Here is a 24670-nt window from a genome sequence, read left to right as displayed (position 1 = left end):
TTTGGTTATCCAATCATAATATTTCCTTTTGGGTGGCGGAAACTCTCTTTTTTTCTTCGTTTTGCAATGGCAAAAGCAATGGTTAATGGTCCTACTCTTCCTGCGAACATTGTAATAATCAGAAGAAGACGACCAGCAGGTGTTAGCTCTGGAGTTAGGCCCATCGAAAGACCAACAGTACCAAACGCAGAGGTAGCCTCAAATAAGTACATCATAAAGCTATGATGCTGTTCCGTGATACTGAGAATAATCGTCACGACTACAACAATTAATCCTCCACACATTGTAACCGTCAAAGCCTTTAAGATAGTTTCAGTAACAATTCTACGTTTAAAGAGAACGACATCTTCTTTTCCTCGAATTTGTGACCACATAGTAGCTACTAAAACAGCAAAGGTTGTGATTTTAATACCTCCAGCAGTCGACCCAGAGCCTGCCCCAATAAACATGAAAAGAATCATTAAAAATAATGTAGAATGCGTTAAGTCCCCAATAGCCAGTGTATTGGAGCCAGCAGTTCGTGGTGTAACCGCTTGGTAAAGGGAACCTAATACTTTACCCCATTCGGATAATGGTCCAAGAGTTTTTTGGTTGCCATACTCAAACAAAAATATCAAAATGGTTCCGCTAACAGTGAGCAAAAGTGTCGTTACTAAGACTATTTTTGAATGGACAGAAAGCCTTTTAGTTACACGATATTCATACAATTCATTCATCACAATAAAGCCTAATCCACCGATTGTAATAAGAGCACAGATGGTGAAAACAACAAAGGGGTCATCAACATAGGCAGTCATTCCGTTAAAGCCACCCATTAAATCGAAGCCCGCGTTGTTGAAGTTGGATATGGCATGAAAAAATCCAAAATAAAGGGCCTTTCCAATAGGCATATCAAAAGAAAAACGAATCGATAGAATTAGACCACCGATTATTTCAATACATGCTGTAAAGAGTAATATTCTTTTCACTAATCGAACAAGACCAGCAATGGAGATATTATTAAATGCTTCTTTAAGCAGCAGTCTTTCTTTTAATGAAATTTTCTTTCCAAGCAGTAAAAATAATAATGTGGCAAATGTCATAAATCCTAAACCGCCAATTTGGATTAAGAATAAAAGGACCACTTCGCCAAAAATAGAGAAGGTATCACCTGTATCAACTACAATTAAACCTGTGACACAAGTAGCTGATGTAGCAGTGAATAAAGCATCTAAAAAGGGCAAACCCTTCCCATCCTCAGTAGAAAATGGCATTGTTAAAAGAAACGTACCTATGGCAATGATAAGGGCAAAGCCCAATACAAGAACTTTGGGAGGATTTAATGCTCTTTTAAAATTGTTCATTTAATATTTCCTCAATTCTGAATAGTAAACAACTGTTTGTTAGATGGCATAATAAAAAGACCTACGATTAGAGCATGAAAAGGGTAGAAAGCATGCTAATAATGGTGGTCAATAACGACCTCCTTCGCTTTAGCCGACGAAGTTAGCTGACGGGTAGGATGGCGAAAGAGCTTTCTCATCCCTTCTGCTAAAGCAGAATTAACCCCAAAAGATTGGTTCCTCCGTTCTCAAATAGTTGAGATTTGGCCGATATGAAATTGAATGTGATTATTCTACGCCTTTATTCTATTTTTTGTAAACCCCTTAATTGTTAAGAAAATGTAATTATTTTTATTGTGGGCGAATTGTGTGTGAATAATTCGAGCAAAAATAAAACCAAAAATTCACTTGATAATTTCGCATACTTTCTATTGACCATTATTAGACAATACGATATAATTTTTTAGTACACAACAGAAGGTGATTTGCCTAATTGTGTATTGACGTGTGTTCGGAGGGAGGGAAAGAGAGATGTCAAAAACTGTCGTTCGCAAAAACGAATCGCTTGAAGATGCTCTTCGCCGCTTCAAACGTACTGTATCAAAAAGTGGTACAATTCAAGAAGTTAGAAAGCGCGAGTTCTACGAAAAACCTAGCGTAAAACGTAAAAAGAAATCAGAAGCTGCACGTAAACGTAAGTGGTAATTTAATTTCCCATTAAAAATCCCTACGTTCATAACACGCAATTGTATGATTCACTGAGCAGACAAAGTTATACCTGAAATTAATCACATTTTTGATTAATTTCAGGTATTTTACATTGCTCAACTTTACGTACATATGAAAAAGCCGAATGAAATCACTTTGATTCATTCGGCTTTTTTGCACATACTAAGTGTTAGTAATTGGCATTAGATCGAATGATAAATAATTAATAAATTTTTTAAGATTTGTGAAACTTTTCGCATGATTGACCGTATATACAGAGGAGAGGCATGTTAGAAGGGAGGGAAAAAGATGCGAAAACGGAGAATCCTCAGCTATTTACTAGTGATATGGATGACTTTTTTGTTAGCGTTTCCATTAACTTCGGCTTTTGCCAGTAATAAGGTTTATCATGTTCCGATTCATAATGAAGTAGAGCGAGGACTTCATGCATTTTTAGAACGAGCTTTTAAAGAGGCTGAAGAAAACAATGCAGAGGCGATTATCTTAGAAATACATACGCCTGGCGGTTTTGTGAATGCAGCAAGCGATATCGCCATGCTTATGGATGCAACGCAAATAAAAACGATTGCTTATATTAATAAGGATGCGCACTCAGCAGGAGCGTTTTTAGCCTTACATGCGGATGAGATCTACATGGTTCCAAATGGAACAATCGGTGCAGCGGCAGTTATCGATTCAGCAGGTAATGCAGCCGACCTAAAGGCCAATAGCGCTTGGCTTGCTCAAATGAAAGCAGCAGCAGAAACGTCAGGGCGCGACCCTAAGTATGCATTAGCAATGGCAGATACCAACTATGAACTACCAGAATACCGTGCTGGCGGAAAGAATTTGTTAACCCTATCAGCCTCAGAGGCAGCAAAGGTTAAATATTCTGAAGGGACGGTTAACGATTTTCAGGAGCTTTTAGAAGTAACCAACTTGAATGGTAGTGATGTTGTTCCCATTGAACCAACCTTTTCTGAAAAGTTAGCTCGTTTTATTACAAATCCCATCATTGTACCTATTCTATTGTCTATCGCTAGCTTAGGACTTGTGATGGAGCTTTATTCGCCAGGATTTGGTGTTCCAGGTATAATGGGCTTATCAGCACTTGGTTTATTTTTCTTTGGACATATGGTGGCCGGCTTTGCGGGATATGAAACATTATTGTTATTTATTGTTGGCTTAGCCCTTTTAATTGCAGAGTTTTTTGTCCCCGGTGGAATTGTTGGTATTTTAGGCGGTGTCTTAATAGTACTAAGTCTGATACTGGCAGGTGCAAATATGATGCAAATGATAGTAGCAATTCTCATTGCGCTTGTGATAGCGATGATAGGAATGGTGATTCTGATGAAATTTTTCGGAAAAAAACTGCATGTTTTAAACAGGCTTGTGTTAATGGATGCAACTACGACAGAAGAAGGGTATGTATCCAATGTGAATCGCACAGAACTGTTAGGAAAAATTGGGAAAACGCTTACACCACTTCGTCCATCTGGAACAATGGTACTTGGTAGTGAACGCATTGATATTGTATCAGAAGGTGGCTATATCGATGCCAATCAACATGTAGAAATTATTAAAGTTGAAGGCTCACGCATTGTTGTGAGACAAACAGATAAAGAGATGGAGGAATAGAAAATGGGTTTTGATTTAGCTTTGATTGGTCCTATTGCTGGACTAGTTATTTTATTCATTGTGCTTGCGGTATTCTTTACCTTTGTACCCGTTGCATTGTGGATTTCTGCATTAGCAGCAGGTGTACGTGTGAGTATTTTTACATTAATTGGGATGCGATTGCGTCGTGTAATCCCTTCTCGAATTGTTAATCCGTTGATTAAAGCACATAAAGCAGGTTTACCTGTAACGATTAATCAGTTAGAGAGTCACTATTTAGCAGGTGGTAATGTTGACCGTGTAGTGAATGCCTTAATTGCGGCTCACCGTGCCAATATTGAGCTGTCATTTGAACGTTGTGCAGCAATCGATTTAGCTGGGCGTGATGTATTAGAAGCTGTTCAAATGTCTGTTAATCCAAAAGTTATTGAAACACCTTTCATTTCAGGTGTAGCAATGAACGGGATTGAGGTAAAAGCAAAGGCTCGTATTACCGTGCGTGCCAACATCGAGCGTTTAGTCGGTGGTGCTGGTGAAGAAACAGTTATTGCCCGTGTAGGGGAAGGGATCGTTTCTACAATTGGTTCGGCTACTAGTCATACAGAAGTATTAGAAAATCCAGATATGATTTCTCAAACGGTTTTATCTAAAGGTTTGGATTCAGGAACAGCCTTTGAAATCTTATCCATTGATATTGCGGATGTAGATATCGGTAAAAACATCGGGGCTGAATTACAAATTGAACAAGCACAAGCTGATAAAAACATTGCGCAAGCAAAAGCTGAGGAACGTCGTGCAATGGCTGTAGCAAACGAGCAAGAAATGATTGCACGTGTTCAAGAGATGAAGGCAAAAGTAGTAGAAGCAGAAGCGGAAGTACCACAAGCGATGGCTGAAGCCTTACGTTCTGGTAATCTTGGCATTATGGATTATATGAACTATCGCAATATCCAAGCAGATACAGCGATGCGCGACTCTATCTCAAAAGTAAGCAATGATAAACCTGAAAAAAATGAACCCAATGCTTAATAACGGAAAGGAGCGAAACTAACATATGGAACAGTTAATAATCTTCGCCATAATAGCCATAGTCAGCTCTATTTTCGGAAAATCAAAAAATAAAAAGCCTCAGAAGCAGATGCCTCCTTTTAATAAAGACACCGTGGTGGAGCCTCCAGTTACGGAGAAAGCACCACATCGTACTGGGAAAGCACAGAGTTTTGAAGATTTTGCACGAGAATTTATAGGAGATTGGATTCCAGAAAATGAGAAAGTCGAGGAGCCTAAAAAATTTGTTGAACAACAAGTGAAAAGGGAAATACCAAGCTATGTTGCTCCAGCTGTCATTCCAGCAGATATCCCTAGCCGTTCTTCTAATCGAGAAGGTCGAGGACGATTAGCAGCTGGAAAAAAAGAAGTGCAATCAGTTGGCACAAATTCGACTTTACAACTACCTCAATCTAAAAATGATCTTATGCAAGCAATCGTGATGGCTGAAATATTAGGGCCACCGAAATCAAAAAGAAAATAACTAGCATGTCCTCCTTTTTCGATGCATATATTGCCGAAGAAGGAGGCATTTTTTATGAAAAAATTATTTCAATTAACGCCACTACTTGAGTTGTTAGAATACGAATCATTAAAAATTATTGGACCCTACCGTTTTATTCATGCAGATGCGACGACCTGTTCGTTTGTCTATGCAGATTATCATATTACTGTCAATGCGGATTCAGTGACAATCAATGCGCTCAAAGAAGAAATGCTACATCTCACTGTTGACAATCTACAGGAGCTTCATATGAAAATGACAAAGAATATGGGTGTGAGCAAAAATGTGGAATAATCGGCCAATTATTATACGTATAAAGCGCCATGAAAATGTTCATCCTTTTATTCAAGCATTGCACGCTCAACATGTCCCATTAAAGCGTGTTGTCTTTCGTGAGCAGGAAGTTTCCTTTGAAACGACGATGCATTATCTACCAAAAATTCGCCGTGTACGAAGACGTTTTCGCTTAAAAATGGCTGTATTTTATGCAGATGAGCTTCAAGTTTTTCGAGCGCAAATTTGGACTTTATTGGGCTTAGCCTTTATGATTGCTATTCCAATTCTTTGTGCACAAGTCATATGGCGAGTGGACATAGAAGCCGCAACACCAGAACTAGAGCAGCGTTTAGGTAAGACCTTTCATGAAACCTTTCAATTAGAAACCCCTTTATCTCAAAAAAAGTTACCTTCCAATACGGTTATACGACAAAAGCTGTTAGAGCAACACCGAGAGCTATCATGGGTTCATATTGATAAACATGGCGGACGAGTAATTTTGAGACCACAGGAATCACCTAAACAAACAGAGCAAACAACTGATAAATTAGCCTCCCATATAGTAGCAACGAAAAGTGGTGTCATTACACACTTTAATATACAGCATGGCGAGCGAAAAATTTCAGTAAATGATACAGCCTACGAGGGTGACGTCCTCGTAAGTGGTGTATTAGAAAGTGGCACAGATCAAGTTTTTGTAGGGGCGAAGGGAGAGGTTTATGCAGACTATTGGCTTGAATGTTCATTTAAAATTCCAACAAAAATTACCGTGGAAACCTTGCAGCAAAAGCAATGGCGAGTGTTGATAAAGGGTATACATGAGGAAAAGGTGGATTATGTACAAAGAAAAGATTTACCGAATTGGCTATCCCCCTATGTTTCAATTGTAGAGGAGCAACAGACGAAAACGATGCAAGTAGAGTTGGATGAATCGAAAATTGAGTCATTGCTGATTCCTTTATTGCATGAAAAAGTATTACGCTCGTTACCTGCAAAAACAATCATCAAGAAAGAAAACCTTTTACAGGCAAAGTGGGGGAATGGTACAGTTGAAGGGAAAGTTCTATTTTTAGTCAATGAAAACATTGCAAGTCCAATACAAGGCCTACAAGGAGAATGATTATGTCAGAACAGTTAACTGTATTACAGGTGGATAATCCAAATGAAGCGGTTATGCTACTAGGTATTTCCGATGCAAATATGAAATTAGTTGAAGAAGCACTTAATGTTCATATCATTACGCGTGGTGAACAAATTCAACTTGCGGGTGAAGAAAATGCTAAGGAACAGGCAACATTTCTTCTGCATGCTTTATTGAAGGTCATTCGCAAAGGAATTAATATTGATCAACGTGATGTCACAACAGCTATTGAAATGACACAAAAAGGAACAATCGAGTATTTTGCAGAACTATATGATGAAGAAATAGCACGCACAACGAAAGGTAAGTCAATTCGTGCAAAAACAATTGGTCAACGAGAATACATACAAGCAATCCGTCATAAAGACGTTGTTTTCGGTATTGGTCCAGCCGGTACTGGGAAAACGTATTTAGCGGTAGTCATGGCAACACAGGCACTTAAGAACGGTCATGTTAAGAGAATTATTTTAACTCGCCCTGCTGTTGAAGCTGGAGAGTCTCTAGGCTTTCTTCCAGGAGATTTAAAGGAAAAGGTTGATCCATATCTTCGACCTCTCTATGACGCTTTAAACGACATCTACGGCTCAGAACAAACACAGCGGCTAATTGAACGAGGAACGATTGAAATCGCCCCTTTAGCCTATATGCGTGGCCGTACATTAGATGATGCCTTTGTTATTTTAGATGAAGCACAAAATACAACACATCAACAAATGAAAATGTTCCTAACTCGTCTAGGCTTCGGCTCTAAAATGGTCATCACAGGTGATAAAACGCAAATCGACTTACCCAAAAATACAGAATCTGGCTTGATTGTAGCAGAACGTACATTAAAGTATGTTAAATCTATTCATTTCCAAGTACTAGAACAAGGCGATGTCGTACGTCACCCAATCGTAGCCAAAATCATTCAAGCCTACGAAGAACAGCAACTTTAGAATTGCGTAGCAATTCTAAAGTCTGCCCCGAAAGCGAAGCGACAGGGGCAACGAGGTTTAAAGTCTGCCCCGAAAGCGAAGCGACAGGGGCAACGAGGTTTAAAGTCTGCCCCGAAAGCGAAGCGACAGGGGCAACGAGGTTTAAAGTCTGCCCCGAAAGCGAAGCGACAGGGGTAACGAGGTTTAAAACATCCGTATAGTTAAAACCTAAACCACGAATTTAATCAAAATATGGAAAAAAATGTGACAGCTATGCGAAGATGCATAGCTGTTTTTTGCTTTCTTATACATTTTTCGAGAAAAATGTATGTTGAATTGGTATGATAGTAGGTAGATAGAGGAGGTGCCAGATGGAGAAACAACTTCGAAAATTTACAGAGCTTATCGGTTTTCGCTACTTTCTTATCATCATTCTCATTTTAACAGGTGGCCTACAATTTGGGTTCATGTATGGCAATGTTAAAGGAGTTACATATGATTTCAAACCATTACAGCTTGCGCCTGAAACCGTACGATCTACTAAAACGATTGAAGACACTTATAAAACACAGCTAGAGCGAGAAAAAGCTGCCAATGCAGTGGATTCAGTCTATCAATTTTCGGAGGATGTCGCCAAGCAAAGAGCAGCGATTGTAACATCATTATTTGATTATGTTTTGGAAGTGAAAAAAGATGTTGCAAATAGTAAGGAACCTATTCCTATTGCAGACCAGGTTACACAGCTTCGAAAAAAATTTGAATCCATTGACGAAGACCAGATGCCGTTAATTTTTACAGATTCTCAGCTAGAAGGTCTATTAGTACAAAGTGAAGATGATTTAACTAGAACAAGTACGCAATTATCTAAATTTGTAGAGGAATATTTACAAAAATCCATCCGACCAGAGAACGTCTTTGTTGCACAAAATGATTTTGAAACAAAGATTCGTGGACAACGAGGATATCCTGATAAAATATTCAATACAGTCGTGTTAATAGGACGTACAAGCATTATTGAAAATGAAACAATTAACGAAGAACAAACAAAGATTCGAAAACAGCAGGCCAAAGAAAGTGTAGAGCCGACACGAATTTTACAAGGTCAGATTATTGTTCAAGAAGGCCAAATTATTGACAATGAGGCTTTTAGACAATTAGAGCTATTAGGGATGGTTAGTAATAAAGCCTCCTTTAAGCCGATAGCAGGGCTTATTATTTTAACGCTACTGCAAATGATGTTTATGTATATTTTATTTGAGCGTTGGGAGACGAACGAACGAAAAAAACGTAATGCACTGTTAGTGACAGTGATTGTTTATAGCTTGTCTATTTTGCTAATGAAATTTATTAGCTTAGTTTCTAGTGGCTTTGATGTGACGATTGCCTTTTTATTCCCGACAGCACTAGCAACGATGCTTGTACGATTGCTAGCAGATGAGCGAGCAGCCGTATTAATTACAGTTATGACGGCTGCTTCAGCAGGGGTAATTTTTCAAGAAGGCTATTCTTCAGTTATGCAAATGGAAATTACGCTGTATATCATATTCGGAGGGTTTGCAAGCCTATTCTTTTTGCGTAGTGTGGAAAAACGCTCACATATTTTACATGCGGTTGGTGTGATTTCCCTTGTAAATATGGCATTTATTGCGTTTTATTTGTTAATGACACAATCATCCTATGGCTTACCAGAATTAGCATTTTACTTAATAGCGGCGATGTTATCAGCCTTGCTTTCAGGGGCATTAACGATGGGACTTTTACCATTCTTTGAATCGGCGTTTAGCTTGCTTTCGTCTTTACGCTTAATTGAGCTATCCAATCCCAACCATCCATTATTAAAAAAATTATTAATGGAAACTCCAGGGACATATCATCATAGTGTGATGGTAGCGAACTTAGCGGAAGCTGCGTGTGAAGAGATTGGTGCCGACGGTTTATTAGCACGTGTAGGTTGTTATTATCATGATATTGGTAAAACCAAACGACCTTCCTTTTTCATCGAAAATCAGATGTCGGGCATCAATCCGCATGATTCTTTACCACCTGAAACAAGTGCAGAGATTATTATCGCCCATACGACAGATGGTGCCAATATGTTAAAACGTTATAAAATGCCTCAAGAGATTATTGATATCGCTTTACAGCATCATGGCACAAGTTTGTTAAAATTCTTCTTGTTTAAAGCAAAGGAAGAAGGAAAAAATATTGATGAGGCAAAGTTCCGATACCCAGGGCCCAAACCACAAACAAAAGAAGCAGCTGTTATAAGTGTTGCGGATAGTGTCGAGGCAGCAGTACGTTCTATGAAAGAGCCAAATGCAGAGAAAATTCAGAAGCTAGTACGAGCGATTATCGATGATCGCGTCCAAGATAATCAGTTTGATGAATGCGATATTTCAATAAAAGAGTTAAAATGTATAGAGAGAGTACTTTGTGAAACGTTGAATGGGATATTCCATTCACGTATTGAATATCCAAAGGCAGATAAGTAGGAGGATCTATGATTTTAACAATTGATTTTACGGATGAAACAAATGAAGTGGGAGCACAGCATATCGAACTTGTTGAAAAGCTATTACAGCATGCTGCAAGTGTAGAAAATATTGAGCCAGAAACAGAGGTTTCGGTGACGTTTGTTACGAACAAGGCAATTCAAGATATTAATCGTGAATATCGTGGCAAAGATCAGCCCACAGATGTTATTTCCTTTGCACTAGAGGAGCTAGGGGAAGGGGAAATGGAAGTTACTTTTGAAGGTATGCCACGTGTATTAGGTGATATCATTATTTCGACTGATCGTGCAAAAGAGCAGGCAGAGGAATATAATCATTCCTTTGAGCGAGAATTAGGCTTTTTAGCTGTACATGGTTTTTTACATTTACTTGGTTATGACCATATGGAGCCAGAAGAAGAGAAAGTGATGTTTGCAAAGCAAGATGAGATTCTCCAAACTTTTGGCTTAGGTCGAGATTAGATGAATTTGCGAAAATACTTGCGATCTTTTGGCTATGCTTTTGAAGGCATCATAACTGCAAGTAAAGAACAAAATTTGAAATCACATATAGTAAGTGCAATCATTGTTATACTGGCTAGTTATTTGACAGGTTTATCTCGTATGGAGTGGTATATTGTGCTACTATTAATAGCACTAATGTTTGCACTGGAAATGATGAATACAGCTATCGAACGGGTAGTCGATTTAGCTTCCCCGGAGATACATCCTCTTGCTAAGCAAGCAAAAGATATTGCAGCAGGTGCAGTGCTTGTATTTGCGCTATTCAGTGCTATAATCGGATTACTCATCTTTCTGCCAAAATGGTTTTAATGGAAATGAGTGTCTTCTAATTGAAAATAAACCATAAATGTGAGGGAGAATTAGTATAGATGACAATGGATATGCATGCATTATTAGAAGAATCAAAAAAGGCACGTGAAAAAGCCTATGTTCCTTATTCAAAATTTAAAGTAGGGGCAGCTCTACTAACAAAAGATGGAGAGGTTATTCACGGTTGTAATATTGAAAATGCAGGCTATAGTATGACAAATTGTGCTGAACGTACAGCGTTTTTTAAGGCAGTATCGGAGGGGATTTACGAATTCGAGGCCATTGCCATTGTAGCTGATACGGACGGACCATGCGCCCCATGTGGAGCATGTCGCCAGGTCATGATGGAGTTTTGTGCTCCAACTATGCCTGTTTATTTAACGAACTTAAAAGGTGATGTGACGGTAACGTCAGTGGGCGAATTACTACCGTTTGCATTTACGACGGAGGATTTAGAGAATGCAGGAAACTAAAAATGGCTATAAATCAGGCTTTATCTCCATCATTGGTCGTCCAAACGTTGGCAAATCGACATTTTTAAATCGTGTCATTGGCCAAAAAATTGCGATCATGAGTGATAAGCCACAAACAACACGAAATAAAGTACAAGGCGTACTAACAACAGATGATAGCCAAATGATTTTTATTGATACACCAGGTATTCACAAGCCAAAACATAAACTAGGCGATTTCATGCTGAAGGTTTCTAAAAACACATTGCGTGAAGTAGACGTTATTATGTTTATGGTTAATGCTGAGCAAAAACTCGGTAAAGGTGATGAATTTATTCTAGAAATGCTAGCAGGAAACCCAACACCTGTCTTTTTGGTCATCAATAAAATTGATGCCATTCATCCAGATGAACTAATGGGAATTATTGAGAGCTATAAAGAGCGCTATGACTTTGCGGAGATTGTACCGATTTCTGCGCTACAAGGCAATAATGTTGAAAATTTATTAGTGACATTGGCGAAGTATTTACCAGAAGGACCTCAGTATTACCCAGCCGATCAAGTGACAGATCATCCTGAACGATTTATCATATCTGAACTTATTCGTGAAAAAGTCCTACATTTAACGCGTGAAGAAATTCCCCATTCTATCGCAGTGGTAATTGATAAAATTCGTCGTGATGAAGAAAATGAGGATAAAATTCATGTAGCGGCTACAATTATTGTGGAGCGTGATTCTCAAAAAGGGATAGTTATTGGAAAACGTGGAGCCTTGCTAAAAGAAGTAGGGACACGTGCGCGAAAGGATATCGAAATGCTTCTAGGGTCTAAAGTTTATTTAGAGCTATGGGTAAAGGTGCAAAAAGATTGGCGTAATAAAGCTACACATTTACGTGATTTTGGATTCCGTGACGATGAATATTAAGTTTTTTCTGGCTTAGCTAATGAATTGTAACGTTCGCGAACATTGCCCGTTGAATCAGGAATAGACGCCAAATTTTGACGTGACGGTTTTAGGTTAACTTCTTCTTGTAGGCACAAAAGGATCTAGAAGTATTTGATCATTTTTATTTTTGAGCTGTCCAAAATTATTTTGGGCAGCTCTCTTTGCATGGATAGTTCTTTTAAGAAAGGAGGGGGATTATGCTTCATAAATGGGAGGGGATTGTATTAAAGGTTCGCGCTTATGGGGAATCTAATAAGATTGTTATTTTGCTAACTCGGGAAGCTGGTAAAGTGGCTACGATGGCTAGAGGGGCAAAAAAACCTTCTAGTAGATTGGCTTCCATCACGCAACCCTTTACCTACGGGATGTTTATGGTACAACATCATACAGGCATGGGAACTTTGCAACAGGGAGAACATTTAAATTCAATGCGACATATTCGTGAGGATATTATGGCTACTGCTTATGCTAGCTATATTATGGAATTAGTGGAGCGAGTTGTGGAAGAAGGAAAGCCAGAGCCATTTGCGTTCGATGTTTTACTACATGCACTACAAGCAATTGAGGATGGCTATGATCCTGAAGCTATTACGCTATTTGTTGAATGGAAAATGTTGCCCTATACAGGTGTACAACCTATTTTACATGCCTGTGCTGCGTGTGGCGCAGTAGATGGGGAATTCGCTTTTTCCTTTGCTCAAGGAGGATTCTTATGCCATCGCTGTTATCAGCATGACCCCTATATCATTCGCTTAACGCCAACACAGCTGAAACTTATCAGGATGTTCTACACTGTTCCTATCGACCAAATTGGAAAAATAGAACTAAAAAAAGAAACAAAATATTTCATTAAAAAAATTATAACAACCATCTATGAAGAACAAACCGGTATTCGGTTTAAGACGAGAAAATTTATAGAGCAACTAGAACGTACCCCTGAACTGCAAATACGCTCGAAAGACAAAATGCCAGATGAATCATAATGTTCATCTGGCATTTCACGTTATTTAAAATTCATCCTCATCCTCTGTCACTAAAAAGGCCCAGTGTCCAGCAATTTTTTTACTTTCAATATAAAGGTATGCTGTTTCATTGTTTTTACCTGTTAAATGGAGAATCGCTAGACCTTCAGCTTTTGGCGTAATATGTAGTTGCCCGTCAAGAATTGTCGCTTTTACAGGCACTGGTTCAAAACCAAAGCTTTCGAGTGCTACATGTGTTGGTTCGAAAGGTAATTCTTGCGCTGTCAGTATTAATTCATCTGTCAAATGATATAAATCAATGTTGCGAACAAAATCATAGGAATACACATCTGCGGCCATCTTTTGTTGTTGCGTCCCATCTGAAAATGTAACAATGTATTGTCCATTTTGCGAGATGGAAAGTGTTTGATCTTGTTGATTAAAGTTATAGAAATTTGAAGCGAGTGGCTGTCCATTCGCGTTTTGAACCGTCACCTCTGTTGGTATGAATGGTAATTTGCTCTCAGACAAATCGAGTGGTAAATTTTCGATATAATCATCTTCTTTTACTTCTTCAAGTGTTACCTTCAGCTTACCATTTACATTTTTGACATGTACTAAATAAAAAATGTCAATAAAGTCCTCTGAATCATCAGTCAATCCAGTAATCACTAATTTACCCGTACCTTCTTTTATAGGGGTAATCGTGATAGACTCTGTCATATCTTCCTCTTCATTCCATGTGAAAATATCCTCTGCTGGCTCAAGACCACCATAAGAAGCAAAAATATAGTCCTGTTTAAATTGACTTGCATAGACGGTTGCATTGCCTAGCAACTTTTCAGCTCGTACAACAAAAGCAGCCAGCTGAGAGCGCTTTACATTGCTTTTTGGGCCGAAAGTCGTTGCAGATGTTCCTTTGGTAATCCCATTTGCAAACAATGCTCTAATATGAGGCTCAAATTCATTCCCCTTTTTAACGTCTGTAAATGGTAATTGCGTGTTACTCGTACTTATTAATCCAAAGCCTTTCGCAATCATTTTAGACATTTGCTCGCGAGTTATATTTTGAGTAGGGTAGAAATAACCATTTGCACCATTAATAATGCCAGCATTTGCTAATGCTGCAATGGCTCCGTAGTTTTCATCGCCAGGTTTGATGTCTTTGAATTGGGGATTTTTTACGTGAACTGTATCTAACTTTAAAATACCTGCTAAAATCTTCGCAGCCTGTGTACGTGTAATAGGATTAGCGGGTTTAAATGTCCCATCCATATAGCCTGAAATAATGCCACGCTCTGCTAATTGAATAATAGCCTTACCTTCTTCATTGGTTGGGTTGATATCAGGAAAAAATGATGCTGCGTGTGCGGGTGGTGCGATAATAATCGCACTTGTTGCTAAAGCAGAAGCCATAGCTAGTTGAAATAAACGTTGAGACTGCAATTAAATTCCTCCAAAAAGTACAATAGAAAATTTTATAGTATATATATTTCTGGTCAGACCTTCCTATGTATCAGTTCAAACTTCCGGACGAATGAATGTTAAAAGGTGATGTGTCTTTAGCCTGTCAATTATTCATTATTTAACAGCTAATACTAACTATAATAACTTATTTATACCAAAAAGATGGAACAACGCATAGAGGGAATTTCATCCATATCATGACTGTTCGGTAATCGATTATACCTTATGTAAAAAGGGGGAGCTAAAACTAATTAACTTGCATAGCGCAGAACTCGCTTCATTTTATCTTTTAAATAAAAAGAAATACCTTTGATTTTATAGGAGGATGCAACTAGATTACCTTTCTTTTTAATGAATAAATTTCAATTTTTACAAAATAAAATTTTTGCGTAAATTTAATTTTATTTGTTATTTTTCTGTCTTTAAATGAATAATATGAAGTCTTATTTATCTATATTTTTATTTATCTATATATTTATAAGTATTTTAATAGGTAAAAAGATTTGTATTTTTGTTTAGTTTTCATTATATAAGTGGTAGAAACTGTTCATTCGAGACCCATATACTAGTTGAAAAGGCATTTTAACCTATGATATTGTAAATGGTATAGATAATGGTAATTATATTTTTTAAATATAATTAAGTCGTTTAATCTCCATCGAAACTGATGTACGCTAGATCACTTTAGACATGCCTATGAAATATAAAAGCCTCTATCAGCAAAACGTATTGTTATACGTTTATCAGAATAGCGCAGTCCTATGGAAGAAGGAGGGAGTCACATAGTGCTTAGTACATTGCGTATGTGGCAAAATATATGCTACGAAAAGTAACCTTAAGTATTCATGAAGTTGAAGCAAATGATATATTAGCAGAAGATATTTTTTCAGAGTATCGTTTATTGGCTAAAAAGGATTTAGTTTTAACGGAGCGAATTATTGCCTTACTTAAACTTCGTAAAGTAGATGAATTATCTGTCTATTTGCCATCTAATTCAGTTCGAGTTGTACATGATTTAAGTGCTCAACGAACAAGAGAATATGAAGATCTATTTGCCCCATTAATTGAAAAAAGAGATCCTGTGGATGATTATAAAGAGACAGTTAGTCAGCTTTTTATGACAACGTTGGAGAATGTCGTGCACGAATTACGCTATGGACAAATTCTTAAAAGCATACAGGATACGGCTTATGTAAGAGGTGTTTTTGAAAAGATTTTGGAAAAAAAACATCGCTATGAGCTACTTATGCGTTTAAAGGAATGGGACGAGTATTCATTTGTCCATTCATTTGATGTGTTTGTATTAGGTACAATTTTTGCTAGATACCTAGGTTTAACAGATATTGAAACATTAGCTAGGGGCTACCTGTTCCATGATATCGGGAAGGTTTTTATACCCCAAGAAATATTAAATCTGAAACGTAAACTCTCTGAAGATGAGTTCGATATTGTAAAGACGCACACAACAAAAGGCTACGAGCTACTCATGGAACATAACGAGGAAGACATTGCCTATTTGGCACGAGATCATCATGAACGCTTTGCGGGAAAGGGCTATCCAAATCAACTTTGTGCGGATGATATGAGTGAGGGTGTACAATTATTACAAATTGTTGATGTATATTCAGCGATGACATCCAAGAGAGTCTATCATGTTGGCTATGGTGCTACAGATGCTTTAGCTGTCTTATACAGAGATCGACATTTATATAATGAGAGCTTTATGCATAAATTTGTAGAATGTTTAGGGATTTATCCAGTAAACTCTGTTGTTATGTTATCCGATAATCGCAGTGCACAAGTAGAACTTGTTTATGATTTATTTCCAACATTACCAAAAGTAAGATTGTTAGATGAGCAAAAATCAATGAATCTTCCTTTGAACTATAGTGTGAGAATTACGAAAATGATCGACTATCGAGCGAATAGCTTTGAAGAGATTTTCAACTTATTTGTAGAGCAATTAATCCGCTGTGACGAAAATAATCTGAGAATTCATTTTAATAAATTAATTGACCATTTACATCCTAAAGAAATTGTCTTAAAAATTTTTCTGCCAGCCTTTCGTATTTTACGTTTACTAACAAGGGAAATCCAAACGGATATGACAAAGTATCGCAATTCTATTGGTATTTTAAAAACGCTACTAGAGGAGCAATTAAACGTTTTATATATGGATTATCAACATGAGCAAACGACCATATTAGTTGTGGAGACATCGTTGCGTGAAAATTTCTTCATTAAGCTTGTTCAAAGTATTTTGTATATTGATAAAATTGTGCCATTCTTTATAAACCCAGGTGATGATCAACGTATTACACAATTGATGGAACATTGTGATGTTAATGTCGCTTACTTTATTGAAGATGAACTAACTTTTGACAAACGGGTTCGTCCAATGCGAGAAGGTACATTCCTTTATTACTCACTAGCGGATATTGAGGAGCTATTAGTGAGCTTAATAGGTTTGAGCATGAAAAAGTTTTCATTCGAGGAAAAAATGCAAGAGCGCTTATTTTCAACATTTAAAGCATAAGAAAGAGGGAGTTGCCTGCTGGCTACCCCCTCTTTTTTAAGTGATTAGAATTGTAGGTGTTTTTCAATATATGCTTTTACTTCAGCAATAGGCATACGAACTTGTGTCATAGAGTCACGATGACGTACTGTTACTTGGCCATCCTCTTTTGAATCAAAATCATATGTGATACAGAATGGTGTACCAATTTCATCTTGACGACGGTAACGTTTACCAATTGATTGTGATTCATCAAAATCAACAGGGAAGGCTTTACGCAGTTCAGCCCAAACATCTGTAGCTTCATCAGATAATTTTTTAGAAAGTGGTAGCACAGCAGCTTTAAATGGAGCCAGAGCAGGGTGGAAACGTAAAACCGTACGTTTATCATCACCTTCTAGTTCCTCTTCATCATAGGCATCACACAGGAAAGCTAATGTTACACGATCAGCGCCTAATGATGGTTCAATACAATAAGGAACATAACGTTCATTTGATACAGGATCAATGTAAGTGAAATCTTCACCAGAGTGCTCCATATGTTGTTTTAAGTCGTAATCTGTACGATCTGCTACACCCCAAAGCTCTCCCCAGCCAAATGGGAATTTGAATTCGATATCTGTTGTAGCGTTAGAGTAGTGAGATAGCTCATCATCCTCATGGTCACGAAGGCGCATCGAATCTTCTTTCATGCCTAGGTTTAGTAACCAATTTTTACAGAATTCTTTCCAATATGCATGCCATTCAAGGTCTTCACCAGGTTTACAGAAGAATTCAAGCTCCATTTGTTCGAATTCACGTGTACGGAATGTGAAGTTACCCGGTGTAATTTCGTTACGGAAAGATTTACCGATTTGTGCGATACCAAATGGTGTACGTTTACGCATAGAACGTTGAACGTTTTTAAAGTTCACGAAAATACCTTGTGCCGTTTCTGGGCGTAAATAAATTTCATTTGTAGAGGATTCCGTTACACCTTGGAATGTTTTAAACATGAGGTTGAATTGGCGAATATCTGTGAAATCTGCCTTTCCGCAATCAGGGCATACTACGTCATATTTAATCATTGTTTCTTTCATTTGGTCGAATGTCATACCATCAACAATGATTTCATCGCCTTTCGCTAATGCAGCGTCTTCGATAATTTTATCTGCACGGTGGCGGGCCTTACATGATTTACAGTCGATCATTGGGTCATTGAAGTTTCCTACGTGACCAGAAGCAACCCAAGCTTTTGGGTTCATCAAAATAGCAGCATCAATACCTACATTGTATTCAGATTCCTGAACAAACTTTTGCCACCATGCTTTTTTAATATTATTTTTTAATTCGACACCTAGTGGACCATAATCCCATGTGTTTGCTAAACCTCCGTAGATTTCAGAACCAGGGAAGACAAAGCCTCGATGCTTCGCTAAAGATACGATGGTTTCCATTGATTTGTTAGCCATAAAATAGCCTCCTTTAAATTTTTAATACGTTGTTTTAGCGGTAAAAACGCCATAGTTTTTTCATTCAGTTGCAACTAAATGAAAATAGCACCCGTCTCCGGGCACATTGTATGCCCAGGGACGAGTGCTAATACCCGCGGTTCCACCCTGATTGTTTTAAACGAGTAGTTTAAAACCTCTTTTCAAAAAGTTAGCTCAGGGAGTGCCTTTTCTCTGTTGCTGTGTAGACTTTCACCATCTTCTACTCGCTATAGAATGGAACAGATACTTTTTTCCCATCATCGCCTGTATAACGCAATTTGCTCGAAAATACTGATAGAGCAAGCGTATGTGTCAATATTGTAGCATGTAGTTCTTTAATTCGCAATAATTATTAAAATAGTATATAATAATTGAGCATAAGTATAACACTATTAGATTTGAGGCGGTGAGTCCAATCGAACTCAATAAACGTCAGGAAGACATATTACAAATTGTGAAAGAAAATGGCCCTATTACGGGGGAACATATTGCCGAACGTCTCAATCTGACAAGAGCAACTCTAAGACCGGATTTAGCAATCCTAACAATGGCAGGATTTCTGGATGCAAGACCAAGGGTTGGTTATTTTTATTCAGGTAAGAAGGCATCTGTTACATTAATAGATAGTATTCACAATTTAAAAGTGAAGGATTTTCATTCAGGGCCAGTAGTTGTCCCTGAAACAATGACGGTTTATGATGCAATTTGCTTTATGTTTTCAGAAGATGTTGGTACACTCTTTGTCGTAGATAAGAATGAGTTTTTGACAGGCGTACTATCTCGCAAAGATTTACTGCGTACAAGTATTGGCACGCAGGATTTAAATAAAATTCCAGTACATATTATTATGACGCGTATGCCAAATATTTCGTACTGTGAAAGATCAGATTCTTTAATTGTTGCAGCGAACAAACTTATTGAACGTGAGGTTGATTCACTACCAGTAGTTGAACCGCAAGAGGGTGGTTTAACGATTGTTGGTCGTCTTACAAAAACAACGATTACACGGGCTTTCTTATCTCTTGCACAAAATGTCTAAATGAAGGAGAGCTGCATGAAAAGACTACGCGTATTTGTTGTATCTGATTCTGTCGGTGAAACTGGTGATCAAGTTGCAAAAGCGGTTATTAGCCAGTTCCGACCGGGTCTTGAAAATACTGTGATTCGTCGATTTCCACATATTCAATCAGAGGAGCTTATCCGTAAAATTGTTTTTCTTGCTTCGCAACAGCGAGCGTTTATTGTTTATACACTTGTTCGCCAAGAAATGCGTAAATTATTACATGATTTATGTGAACAAGAAAAAATTCAGGCTGTGGATATCTTAGGGCCAGCCTTACAATCAATGGCAGCTTTTATGGAAGAAAATCCATTAGAAACGCCTGGTATTGTTCATCTGCTGGATGATGATTATTTCAAAAAAATTGAAGCGATTGAATTTGCGGTAAAATATGATGATGGTAGAGATCCAAGAGGATTATTACAGGCTGATATTGTACTAGTTGGTGTATCACGAACTTCTAAAACACCACTATCACAATATTTAGCCCATAAAAAATATAAAGTGGCGAATGTACCTTTAGTGCCAGAGGTAGAACCACCAGAAGAGCTATTACAGATAGACCCTAAAAAATGCTTTGGATTGATTATTTCCCCTGAGAAGTTAAACTCAATTCGGAAAGAAAGATTAATGTCTCTCGGCTTGAATGATGATGCTATCTATGCACAGCATGAAAGAATTCTTGATGAGATTCAGCATTTTGAAAAAATTGTCGGTAGAATAGGTTGTCAAGTTATCGATGTGACAAATAAAGCTGTTGAAGAGACAGCAAATACGATTATCGAACATATTTTGACCTGTAAATAAGGATAGAATTTTAAACCACCTCGGTTAGCAGAGGCGGTTTTTTTGAGTGGATTTTGAAAATGGTATAGATAAAAACTAATTTTTGTTTTATAATAATAAAATTGTGGTAAAAATATTTATAAGAGAAAAATCCTAATTTTTTGTCGAGAAATAAAGGAATTTTAAAACGAATAGCGAATTGTGTTTCTAGAACGCAAATATTAAAGATGGTGATGGATTTGGCAGGGAAGATTCCAGAAGAAGTAATTGAGCAGATTCGCACACAATCAGATATCGTTGATGTTATTAGTGAATACATGCAGCTTACTAAGCGTGGGCGAAATTGGTTTGGTCTCTGTCCATTTCATGGAGAGCAAACACCGTCTTTTTCTGTATCTACAGACAAGCAAATTTTTCATTGCTTTGGTTGTGGTGCAGGGGGCAATGCCATTACTTTTGTAATGGATATTGAAGGCATTTCTTTTCCTGATGCAGTTGTGAAACTTGGGGAACGTGTTGGCATACACTTAGATGTTGAGCCAAGTTTCCCTGGAGGAACGAAAAAGATATCTAAAGCGGAAGAAAGGATGAAAGAAGCACACGCTTTTGCAGCAGATTTTTTTCATCATTTACTGTTGAATACAGAAGATGGTGAAGAACCTTTAAATTATTTGCTAGAAAGAGGATTTACAAGGGAACTTATCGAATCTAATAACATTGGTTGGTCTCTCCCAAGCTTTGATGCATTAACAATATTGCTTGAAAGAAAAGGTTATAACTTACAAGAAATTGCCGAAAGTGGCTTAATCATCAAAAGAGAGGGAGAAGAGCGTTATTTTGATCGTTTTAGAGGACGTATCATGTTTCCTATTCGAGATGAGAATGGTAAAATTATTGCCTTCTCAGGACGTATCCTTTCATCCAATGGTGAGGAAGCAAAATATTTAAATAGTCCAGAATCACCAATTTTCCAAAAAAGTGAAGTGCTGTATAACCTAGATAAAGCACGAACTTCTATCAGAAAAAATCGTCAAGTAGTATTGATGGAAGGATTTATGGACGTTTTAGCAGCCAACTCTGTAGGTGTCATGAATGTTGTTGCGACAATGGGTACTTCGTTAACAAATCAGCATATCACAAAGCTAAAGCGCTTAGTAGAGCAAATTACGATTTGCTATGATGGTGATAATGCTGGATTTGATGCAGCGAAACGAGCGGCGCAGCTACTGCATACAGAGCGAATGAAAGTTGATATTGCCGTGTTGCCAGAAAAATTAGATCCTGATGAATACATTCACACTTTAGGTGGACAAGCATTTAAGGAACAAATTTTGGAAAAACCTCATGCGTATATTGCTTTTATGATGATGCATGCTAGACGCAATAAGAACTTTCAATTTGAAAATGATACGCTTCAATATATTCAAGAAGTTCTTGAGCAGCTAGTGGGAAGATCTTCACCAGTTGAACGAGATTTGTATATACGACAGCTATCAAATGAAACAAACATCTCGGAAGAAGCCATTTATGCCCAATTCCGAAAACTGGAGGCTAATCAGGTACGTTCTGCTAAAGTAGAAATGCCTACACAGATACCTTCAATGCCAGTCACGCAACAACAAAAGCCTATGGACGCAGCCGAACGTGCCGAACGTTTATTACTGGCTCATATGCTTCATAATATAGATGTAGTGGACAGGGTATTACGTAGTGAGCAAAAAGAGCCATTTGTACGAGATGCCTATATGGCAGTTTTTGTTCGCTTAGTTGGATTTTATGAGGAGTATGGTCATCCTGATTATCAACGTTTTGTGGAAATTTTGGATGACGCTGAATTACGAAAAATTGTCATGGAAGCGGCTTTAGTTGAGCGAGATCCAGATCAAGCAGAGGCAGAGGTTATGGACTCTATCCGTCAGCTTCAAAAATATAGAATTGAGCAAGAAATTTATCAAAAGATGCATGAGTCAAAGGAAGCGGAGAAGATGCATGAGTATGCACGTGCACTTGAAATCGCCCAACAGATTATTCATTTAAGAAAATCGTTATCGGCGATTTAACCCGATTCGGTTGTTTAGAAGGAGGAAGGTTTATGGCGGACAAGTCAGAACGTTCAAAAGAGATAGAAGTAGAAATTACATTAGATGATGCAAAAAAATTCCTACAAGAAAAAGCAAAAACAGAGGGTGAAATTTCAATGAAAGAAATTTCAGAGAAACTAACACCTTATGAATTGGAAAACGAAGAAATTTTCCATTTTGCTGAGGATCTTGAAAAGCATAAAGATATTCAAATCATTGGAAAAGAAGAATTTGAAGAAGAAAGTCTAATGAAAGAAGAAGCGAACGAAGAAACTTTCGACTTAAATGATTTGAGTGTGCCACCAGGTGTTAAAATCAATGACCCTGTACGTATGTATTTAAAAGAAATCGGCCGAGTAGATTTATTATCTGCTGAGCAAGAAATTGCACTTGCTGAACGTATTGAGCAAGGGGACGAGGAAGCGCGTAAACGCCTTGCGGAAGCGAACTTACGTCTAGTTGTATCGATTGCAAAACGCTATGTTGGTCGTGGAATGCTATTCCTTGATTTAATTCAAGAAGGAAATATGGGTCTTATTAAGGCTGTTGAAAAATTCGATTATCGTAAAGGATTTAAGTTCTCGACTTACGCTACATGGTGGATTCGTCAGGCGATTACACGCGCAATCGCTGACCAAGCGCGTACGATTCGTATTCCTGTTCATATGGTCGAAACCATTAATAAATTAATACGTGTACAACGTCAACTTTTACAAGATTTAGGTCGTGAGCCTTCTCCAGAGGAAATTGGAGAAGAAATGGATTTAACACCTGAAAAAGTACGTGAAATTTTAAAAATTGCACAAGAACCAGTATCTCTTGAAACACCAATTGGAGAAGAAGATGATTCCCATTTAGGAGACTTTATCGAGGATTCAGAAGCACAATCTCCTTCCGACCATGCAGCCTATGAACTGTTAAAAGAACAATTAGAAGATGTACTAGATACGTTAACAGACCGTGAGGAAAACGTACTTCGTTTACGTTTTGGGTTAGACGATGGTCGCACACGTACATTAGAAGAGGTTGGGAAAGTCTTTGGCGTAACGCGTGAACGTATTCGTCAAATCGAGGCGAAAGCACTAAGAAAATTACGCCATCCTTCTCGTAGTAAACGTTTAAAAGACTTCTTAGAATAAAATTTAAAATAGCTGGAGCTATCCAAGTAGTGAGAAAATGACTAATTGGTATAGCTCCTTTTTTATAGAATTGAAAAGTCAACAAAAAAGAAATTAGCCCTGCTATTCACCTATCGATGCTATGCAATCATAGATAATTAGAATGAGGGAAATGCTAGATTTGCGACTTTATACAGATGTGTTTTCAAATAGTGTGAGATAAAATTGTAATACAACCATTATTAAGCAATGTTTGGAGCTAACACTATGACAAATCCTCGCAAAAAAATAATCCTTAATGAAATTTTGTTTTGGAAGCAAAATAAACTTTTACCTGAGCACTATTGTGACTTTTTAGCAGCTCTTTATACGGAGGGGGCTGACATAGAGGAGTTAGAACCAGTGCAACATCCTAAACAAGCGGTCTTGCCATCAGAAAAAAGAAAAATGATCCTATTGGTAGTGGGTCTATGTATCGCCATAATGGCTGTTTTGGCACTCTATTTTACAATGCAATCTTTAACATTGATTTTTACAGTAATCGTGGGAGTAGGTGCATGCATCTTATTTATTGCTGCGTGGCAAATGGCTCGAAAAAAACATCTACTAGCTCCCATTTTTCATGTACTAGCGGCCATCCTGTTATTTAGTATGTCGATCCGAATTTGTACTACATATTTTAGTGGAAATAATACGGTTTTATTTTGCTTGATTGCAGCAAATTGTGTTATTTGGCTGTTGTCAGGTATTAAAATGAAACTTCTATATTTCACAGTCTCAGGTGCTTTAGGATTAATAGCACTAGTTGGGTACTATATCATAAATTTATCCTGATTTAGCAAATGGTATTTCTATCGATGTACAAGGAACTCCATCTACTAAATCAGGTTAGAAACTTAATTGAACTTTAGTGTTTATATAAAACCATAATTTGTGACAATTTATCTATAATA

22 protein-coding genes and 1 riboswitch are annotated in these 24670 nt (G+C 37.6%); of the genes, 19 read left to right on the top strand and 3 right to left on the bottom strand.

The window, feature by feature from the left end:
• Nucleotides 1–5: 5 nt before the first annotated feature.
• Entirely contained in the window at nt 6–1343 is a 1338-nt protein-coding gene (locus AC1RFD_RS10155) for a TrkH family potassium uptake protein (protein WP_048392187.1), read from the bottom strand.
• 116 nt (nt 1344–1459) lie between these two features.
• Nucleotides 1460–1601, bottom strand: a riboswitch (cyclic di-AMP (ydaO/yuaA leader).
• Between the two features lie 252 nt (nt 1602–1853).
• Here AC1RFD_RS10155 and rpsU point away from each other — a divergent pair.
• From rpsU to recO, 13 genes are all read left to right on the top strand, one after another.
• The gene (rpsU, locus tag AC1RFD_RS10150) at nt 1854–2027 is read left to right on the top strand and encodes a 30S ribosomal protein S21 (RefSeq protein WP_004227078.1); all 174 of its coding nucleotides are present in this window, start codon (nt 1854–1856) and stop codon (nt 2025–2027) included.
• A gap of 312 nt (nt 2028–2339) precedes the next feature.
• Complete coding sequence (locus AC1RFD_RS10145) at nt 2340–3668, top strand: NfeD family protein (RefSeq protein WP_259948112.1); 1329 nt, start codon at nt 2340–2342, stop codon at nt 3666–3668.
• 3 nt (nt 3669–3671) lie between these two features.
• A complete protein-coding gene (gene floA / locus AC1RFD_RS10140; protein ID WP_016994103.1) occupies nt 3672–4676 on the top strand; it encodes a flotillin-like protein FloA in 1005 nt (334 codons plus the stop codon).
• 25 nt (nt 4677–4701) lie between these two features.
• Complete coding sequence (locus AC1RFD_RS10135) at nt 4702–5178, top strand: YqfB family membrane protein (protein WP_492474880.1); 477 nt, start codon at nt 4702–4704, stop codon at nt 5176–5178.
• Between the two features lie 54 nt (nt 5179–5232).
• On the top strand, nt 5233–5493 hold the full coding sequence (locus AC1RFD_RS10130; protein WP_048392190.1) for a hypothetical protein: 261 nt from the start codon (nt 5233–5235) through the stop codon (nt 5491–5493).
• Entirely contained in the window at nt 5483–6595 is a 1113-nt protein-coding gene (locus tag AC1RFD_RS10125; RefSeq protein ID WP_048392191.1) for a sporulation protein YqfD, read from the top strand. Before AC1RFD_RS10130 ends, AC1RFD_RS10125 begins: the two co-directional genes overlap by 11 nt.
• Nucleotides 6596–6597: 2 nt before the next feature.
• A complete protein-coding gene (locus AC1RFD_RS10120; RefSeq protein WP_016994096.1) occupies nt 6598–7554 on the top strand; it encodes a PhoH family protein in 957 nt (318 codons plus the stop codon).
• Between the two features lie 350 nt (nt 7555–7904).
• Nucleotides 7905–10025, top strand: coding sequence for an HD family phosphohydrolase (locus AC1RFD_RS10115; protein ID WP_004227107.1), 2121 nt, complete (start codon nt 7905–7907; stop codon nt 10023–10025).
• 8 nt (nt 10026–10033) lie between these two features.
• On the top strand, nt 10034–10507 hold the full coding sequence (gene ybeY / locus AC1RFD_RS10110; RefSeq protein ID WP_048392192.1) for an rRNA maturation RNase YbeY: 474 nt from the start codon (nt 10034–10036) through the stop codon (nt 10505–10507).
• On the top strand, nt 10508–10858 hold the full coding sequence (locus AC1RFD_RS10105) for a diacylglycerol kinase family protein (protein ID WP_048392193.1): 351 nt from the start codon (nt 10508–10510) through the stop codon (nt 10856–10858).
• A gap of 59 nt (nt 10859–10917) precedes the next feature.
• Complete coding sequence (locus tag AC1RFD_RS10100; RefSeq protein ID WP_081011012.1) at nt 10918–11331, top strand: cytidine deaminase; 414 nt, start codon at nt 10918–10920, stop codon at nt 11329–11331.
• Nucleotides 11318–12235, top strand: coding sequence for a GTPase Era (gene era / locus AC1RFD_RS10095; protein ID WP_004227129.1), 918 nt, complete (start codon nt 11318–11320; stop codon nt 12233–12235). The genes AC1RFD_RS10100 and era overlap by 14 nt, the downstream gene beginning before the upstream one ends.
• A gap of 218 nt (nt 12236–12453) precedes the next feature.
• Nucleotides 12454–13239 carry a DNA repair protein RecO gene (gene recO / locus AC1RFD_RS10090; RefSeq protein ID WP_048392194.1) on the top strand — a complete coding sequence of 262 codons (786 nt, stop codon included), beginning with the start codon at nt 12454–12456 and terminating at the stop codon, nt 13237–13239.
• A gap of 24 nt (nt 13240–13263) precedes the next feature.
• On the opposite strand, the gene AC1RFD_RS10085 is transcribed toward recO, so the two are convergent.
• Entirely contained in the window at nt 13264–14664 is a 1401-nt protein-coding gene (locus AC1RFD_RS10085; protein WP_492474879.1) for an S-layer homology domain-containing protein, read from the bottom strand.
• A gap of 838 nt (nt 14665–15502) precedes the next feature.
• On the opposite strand from AC1RFD_RS10085, the gene AC1RFD_RS10080 reads away from it, so the two are divergent.
• Nucleotides 15503–17221: an HD-GYP domain-containing protein gene (locus tag AC1RFD_RS10080; RefSeq protein ID WP_054550114.1), complete on the top strand. Its 1719-nt coding sequence runs from the start codon at nt 15503–15505 to the stop codon at nt 17219–17221.
• A 44-nt stretch (nt 17222–17265) separates the two neighbouring features.
• Here the strand turns inward: AC1RFD_RS10080 and AC1RFD_RS10075 are convergent, their stop codons facing one another.
• Nucleotides 17266–18651 (bottom strand): glycine--tRNA ligase, encoded by a 1386-nt coding sequence (locus tag AC1RFD_RS10075; RefSeq protein WP_004227145.1) that lies wholly within the window; start codon nt 18649–18651, stop codon nt 17266–17268.
• Between the two features lie 427 nt (nt 18652–19078).
• On the opposite strand from AC1RFD_RS10075, the gene ccpN reads away from it, so the two are divergent.
• From ccpN to AC1RFD_RS10050, 5 genes are all read left to right on the top strand, one after another.
• Nucleotides 19079–19711 (top strand): transcriptional regulator CcpN, encoded by a 633-nt coding sequence (gene ccpN, locus AC1RFD_RS10070; RefSeq protein ID WP_004227151.1) that lies wholly within the window; start codon nt 19079–19081, stop codon nt 19709–19711.
• A gap of 15 nt (nt 19712–19726) precedes the next feature.
• Nucleotides 19727–20539, top strand: coding sequence for a pyruvate, water dikinase regulatory protein (locus AC1RFD_RS10065; RefSeq protein WP_004227157.1), 813 nt, complete (start codon nt 19727–19729; stop codon nt 20537–20539).
• A gap of 206 nt (nt 20540–20745) precedes the next feature.
• A complete protein-coding gene (gene dnaG, locus AC1RFD_RS10060) occupies nt 20746–22578 on the top strand; it encodes a DNA primase (RefSeq protein ID WP_081011013.1) in 1833 nt (610 codons plus the stop codon).
• A gap of 32 nt (nt 22579–22610) precedes the next feature.
• Nucleotides 22611–23738, top strand: coding sequence for an RNA polymerase sigma factor RpoD (gene rpoD / locus AC1RFD_RS10055; protein ID WP_004227165.1), 1128 nt, complete (start codon nt 22611–22613; stop codon nt 23736–23738).
• Nucleotides 23739–23984: 246 nt separating this feature from the next.
• Nucleotides 23985–24551 carry a hypothetical protein gene (locus AC1RFD_RS10050; RefSeq protein ID WP_004227167.1) on the top strand — a complete coding sequence of 189 codons (567 nt, stop codon included), beginning with the start codon at nt 23985–23987 and terminating at the stop codon, nt 24549–24551.
• The last annotated feature ends 119 nt before the right edge of the window (nt 24552–24670 follow it).

This window comes from Lysinibacillus sp. GW823-FHT02G10 (assembly GCF_058797135.1).
This window is presented reverse-complemented; position numbering and strand designations above follow the sequence as displayed.

What these genes read in the sequence shown, in the direction of transcription:
- AC1RFD_RS10155 (WP_048392187.1), bottom strand. Translation starts at nt 1,343, where the DNA reads ATGAACAATTTTAAAAGAGCATTAAATCCTCCCAAAGTTCTTGTATTG.
- rpsU (WP_004227078.1), top strand. Translation starts at nt 1,854, where the DNA reads ATGTCAAAAACTGTCGTTCGCAAAAACGAATCGCTTGAAGATGCTCTT.
- AC1RFD_RS10145 (WP_259948112.1), top strand. Translation starts at nt 2,340, where the DNA reads ATGCGAAAACGGAGAATCCTCAGCTATTTACTAGTGATATGGATGACT.
- floA (WP_016994103.1), top strand. Translation starts at nt 3,672, where the DNA reads ATGGGTTTTGATTTAGCTTTGATTGGTCCTATTGCTGGACTAGTTATT.
- AC1RFD_RS10135 (WP_492474880.1), top strand. Translation starts at nt 4,702, where the DNA reads ATGGAACAGTTAATAATCTTCGCCATAATAGCCATAGTCAGCTCTATT.
- AC1RFD_RS10130 (WP_048392190.1), top strand. Translation starts at nt 5,233, where the DNA reads ATGAAAAAATTATTTCAATTAACGCCACTACTTGAGTTGTTAGAATAC.
- AC1RFD_RS10125 (WP_048392191.1), top strand. Translation starts at nt 5,483, where the DNA reads ATGTGGAATAATCGGCCAATTATTATACGTATAAAGCGCCATGAAAAT.
- AC1RFD_RS10120 (WP_016994096.1), top strand. Translation starts at nt 6,598, where the DNA reads ATGTCAGAACAGTTAACTGTATTACAGGTGGATAATCCAAATGAAGCG.
- AC1RFD_RS10115 (WP_004227107.1), top strand. Translation starts at nt 7,905, where the DNA reads ATGGAGAAACAACTTCGAAAATTTACAGAGCTTATCGGTTTTCGCTAC.
- ybeY (WP_048392192.1), top strand. Translation starts at nt 10,034, where the DNA reads ATGATTTTAACAATTGATTTTACGGATGAAACAAATGAAGTGGGAGCA.
- AC1RFD_RS10105 (WP_048392193.1), top strand. Translation starts at nt 10,508, where the DNA reads ATGAATTTGCGAAAATACTTGCGATCTTTTGGCTATGCTTTTGAAGGC.
- AC1RFD_RS10100 (WP_081011012.1), top strand. Translation starts at nt 10,918, where the DNA reads ATGACAATGGATATGCATGCATTATTAGAAGAATCAAAAAAGGCACGT.
- era (WP_004227129.1), top strand. Translation starts at nt 11,318, where the DNA reads ATGCAGGAAACTAAAAATGGCTATAAATCAGGCTTTATCTCCATCATT.
- recO (WP_048392194.1), top strand. Translation starts at nt 12,454, where the DNA reads ATGCTTCATAAATGGGAGGGGATTGTATTAAAGGTTCGCGCTTATGGG.
- AC1RFD_RS10080 (WP_054550114.1), top strand. Translation starts at nt 15,503, where the DNA reads ATGCTACGAAAAGTAACCTTAAGTATTCATGAAGTTGAAGCAAATGAT.
- AC1RFD_RS10075 (WP_004227145.1), bottom strand. Translation starts at nt 18,651, where the DNA reads ATGGCTAACAAATCAATGGAAACCATCGTATCTTTAGCGAAGCATCGA.
- AC1RFD_RS10065 (WP_004227157.1), top strand. Translation starts at nt 19,727, where the DNA reads ATGAAAAGACTACGCGTATTTGTTGTATCTGATTCTGTCGGTGAAACT.
- dnaG (WP_081011013.1), top strand. Translation starts at nt 20,746, where the DNA reads ATGGTGATGGATTTGGCAGGGAAGATTCCAGAAGAAGTAATTGAGCAG.
- rpoD (WP_004227165.1), top strand. Translation starts at nt 22,611, where the DNA reads ATGGCGGACAAGTCAGAACGTTCAAAAGAGATAGAAGTAGAAATTACA.
- AC1RFD_RS10050 (WP_004227167.1), top strand. Translation starts at nt 23,985, where the DNA reads ATGACAAATCCTCGCAAAAAAATAATCCTTAATGAAATTTTGTTTTGG.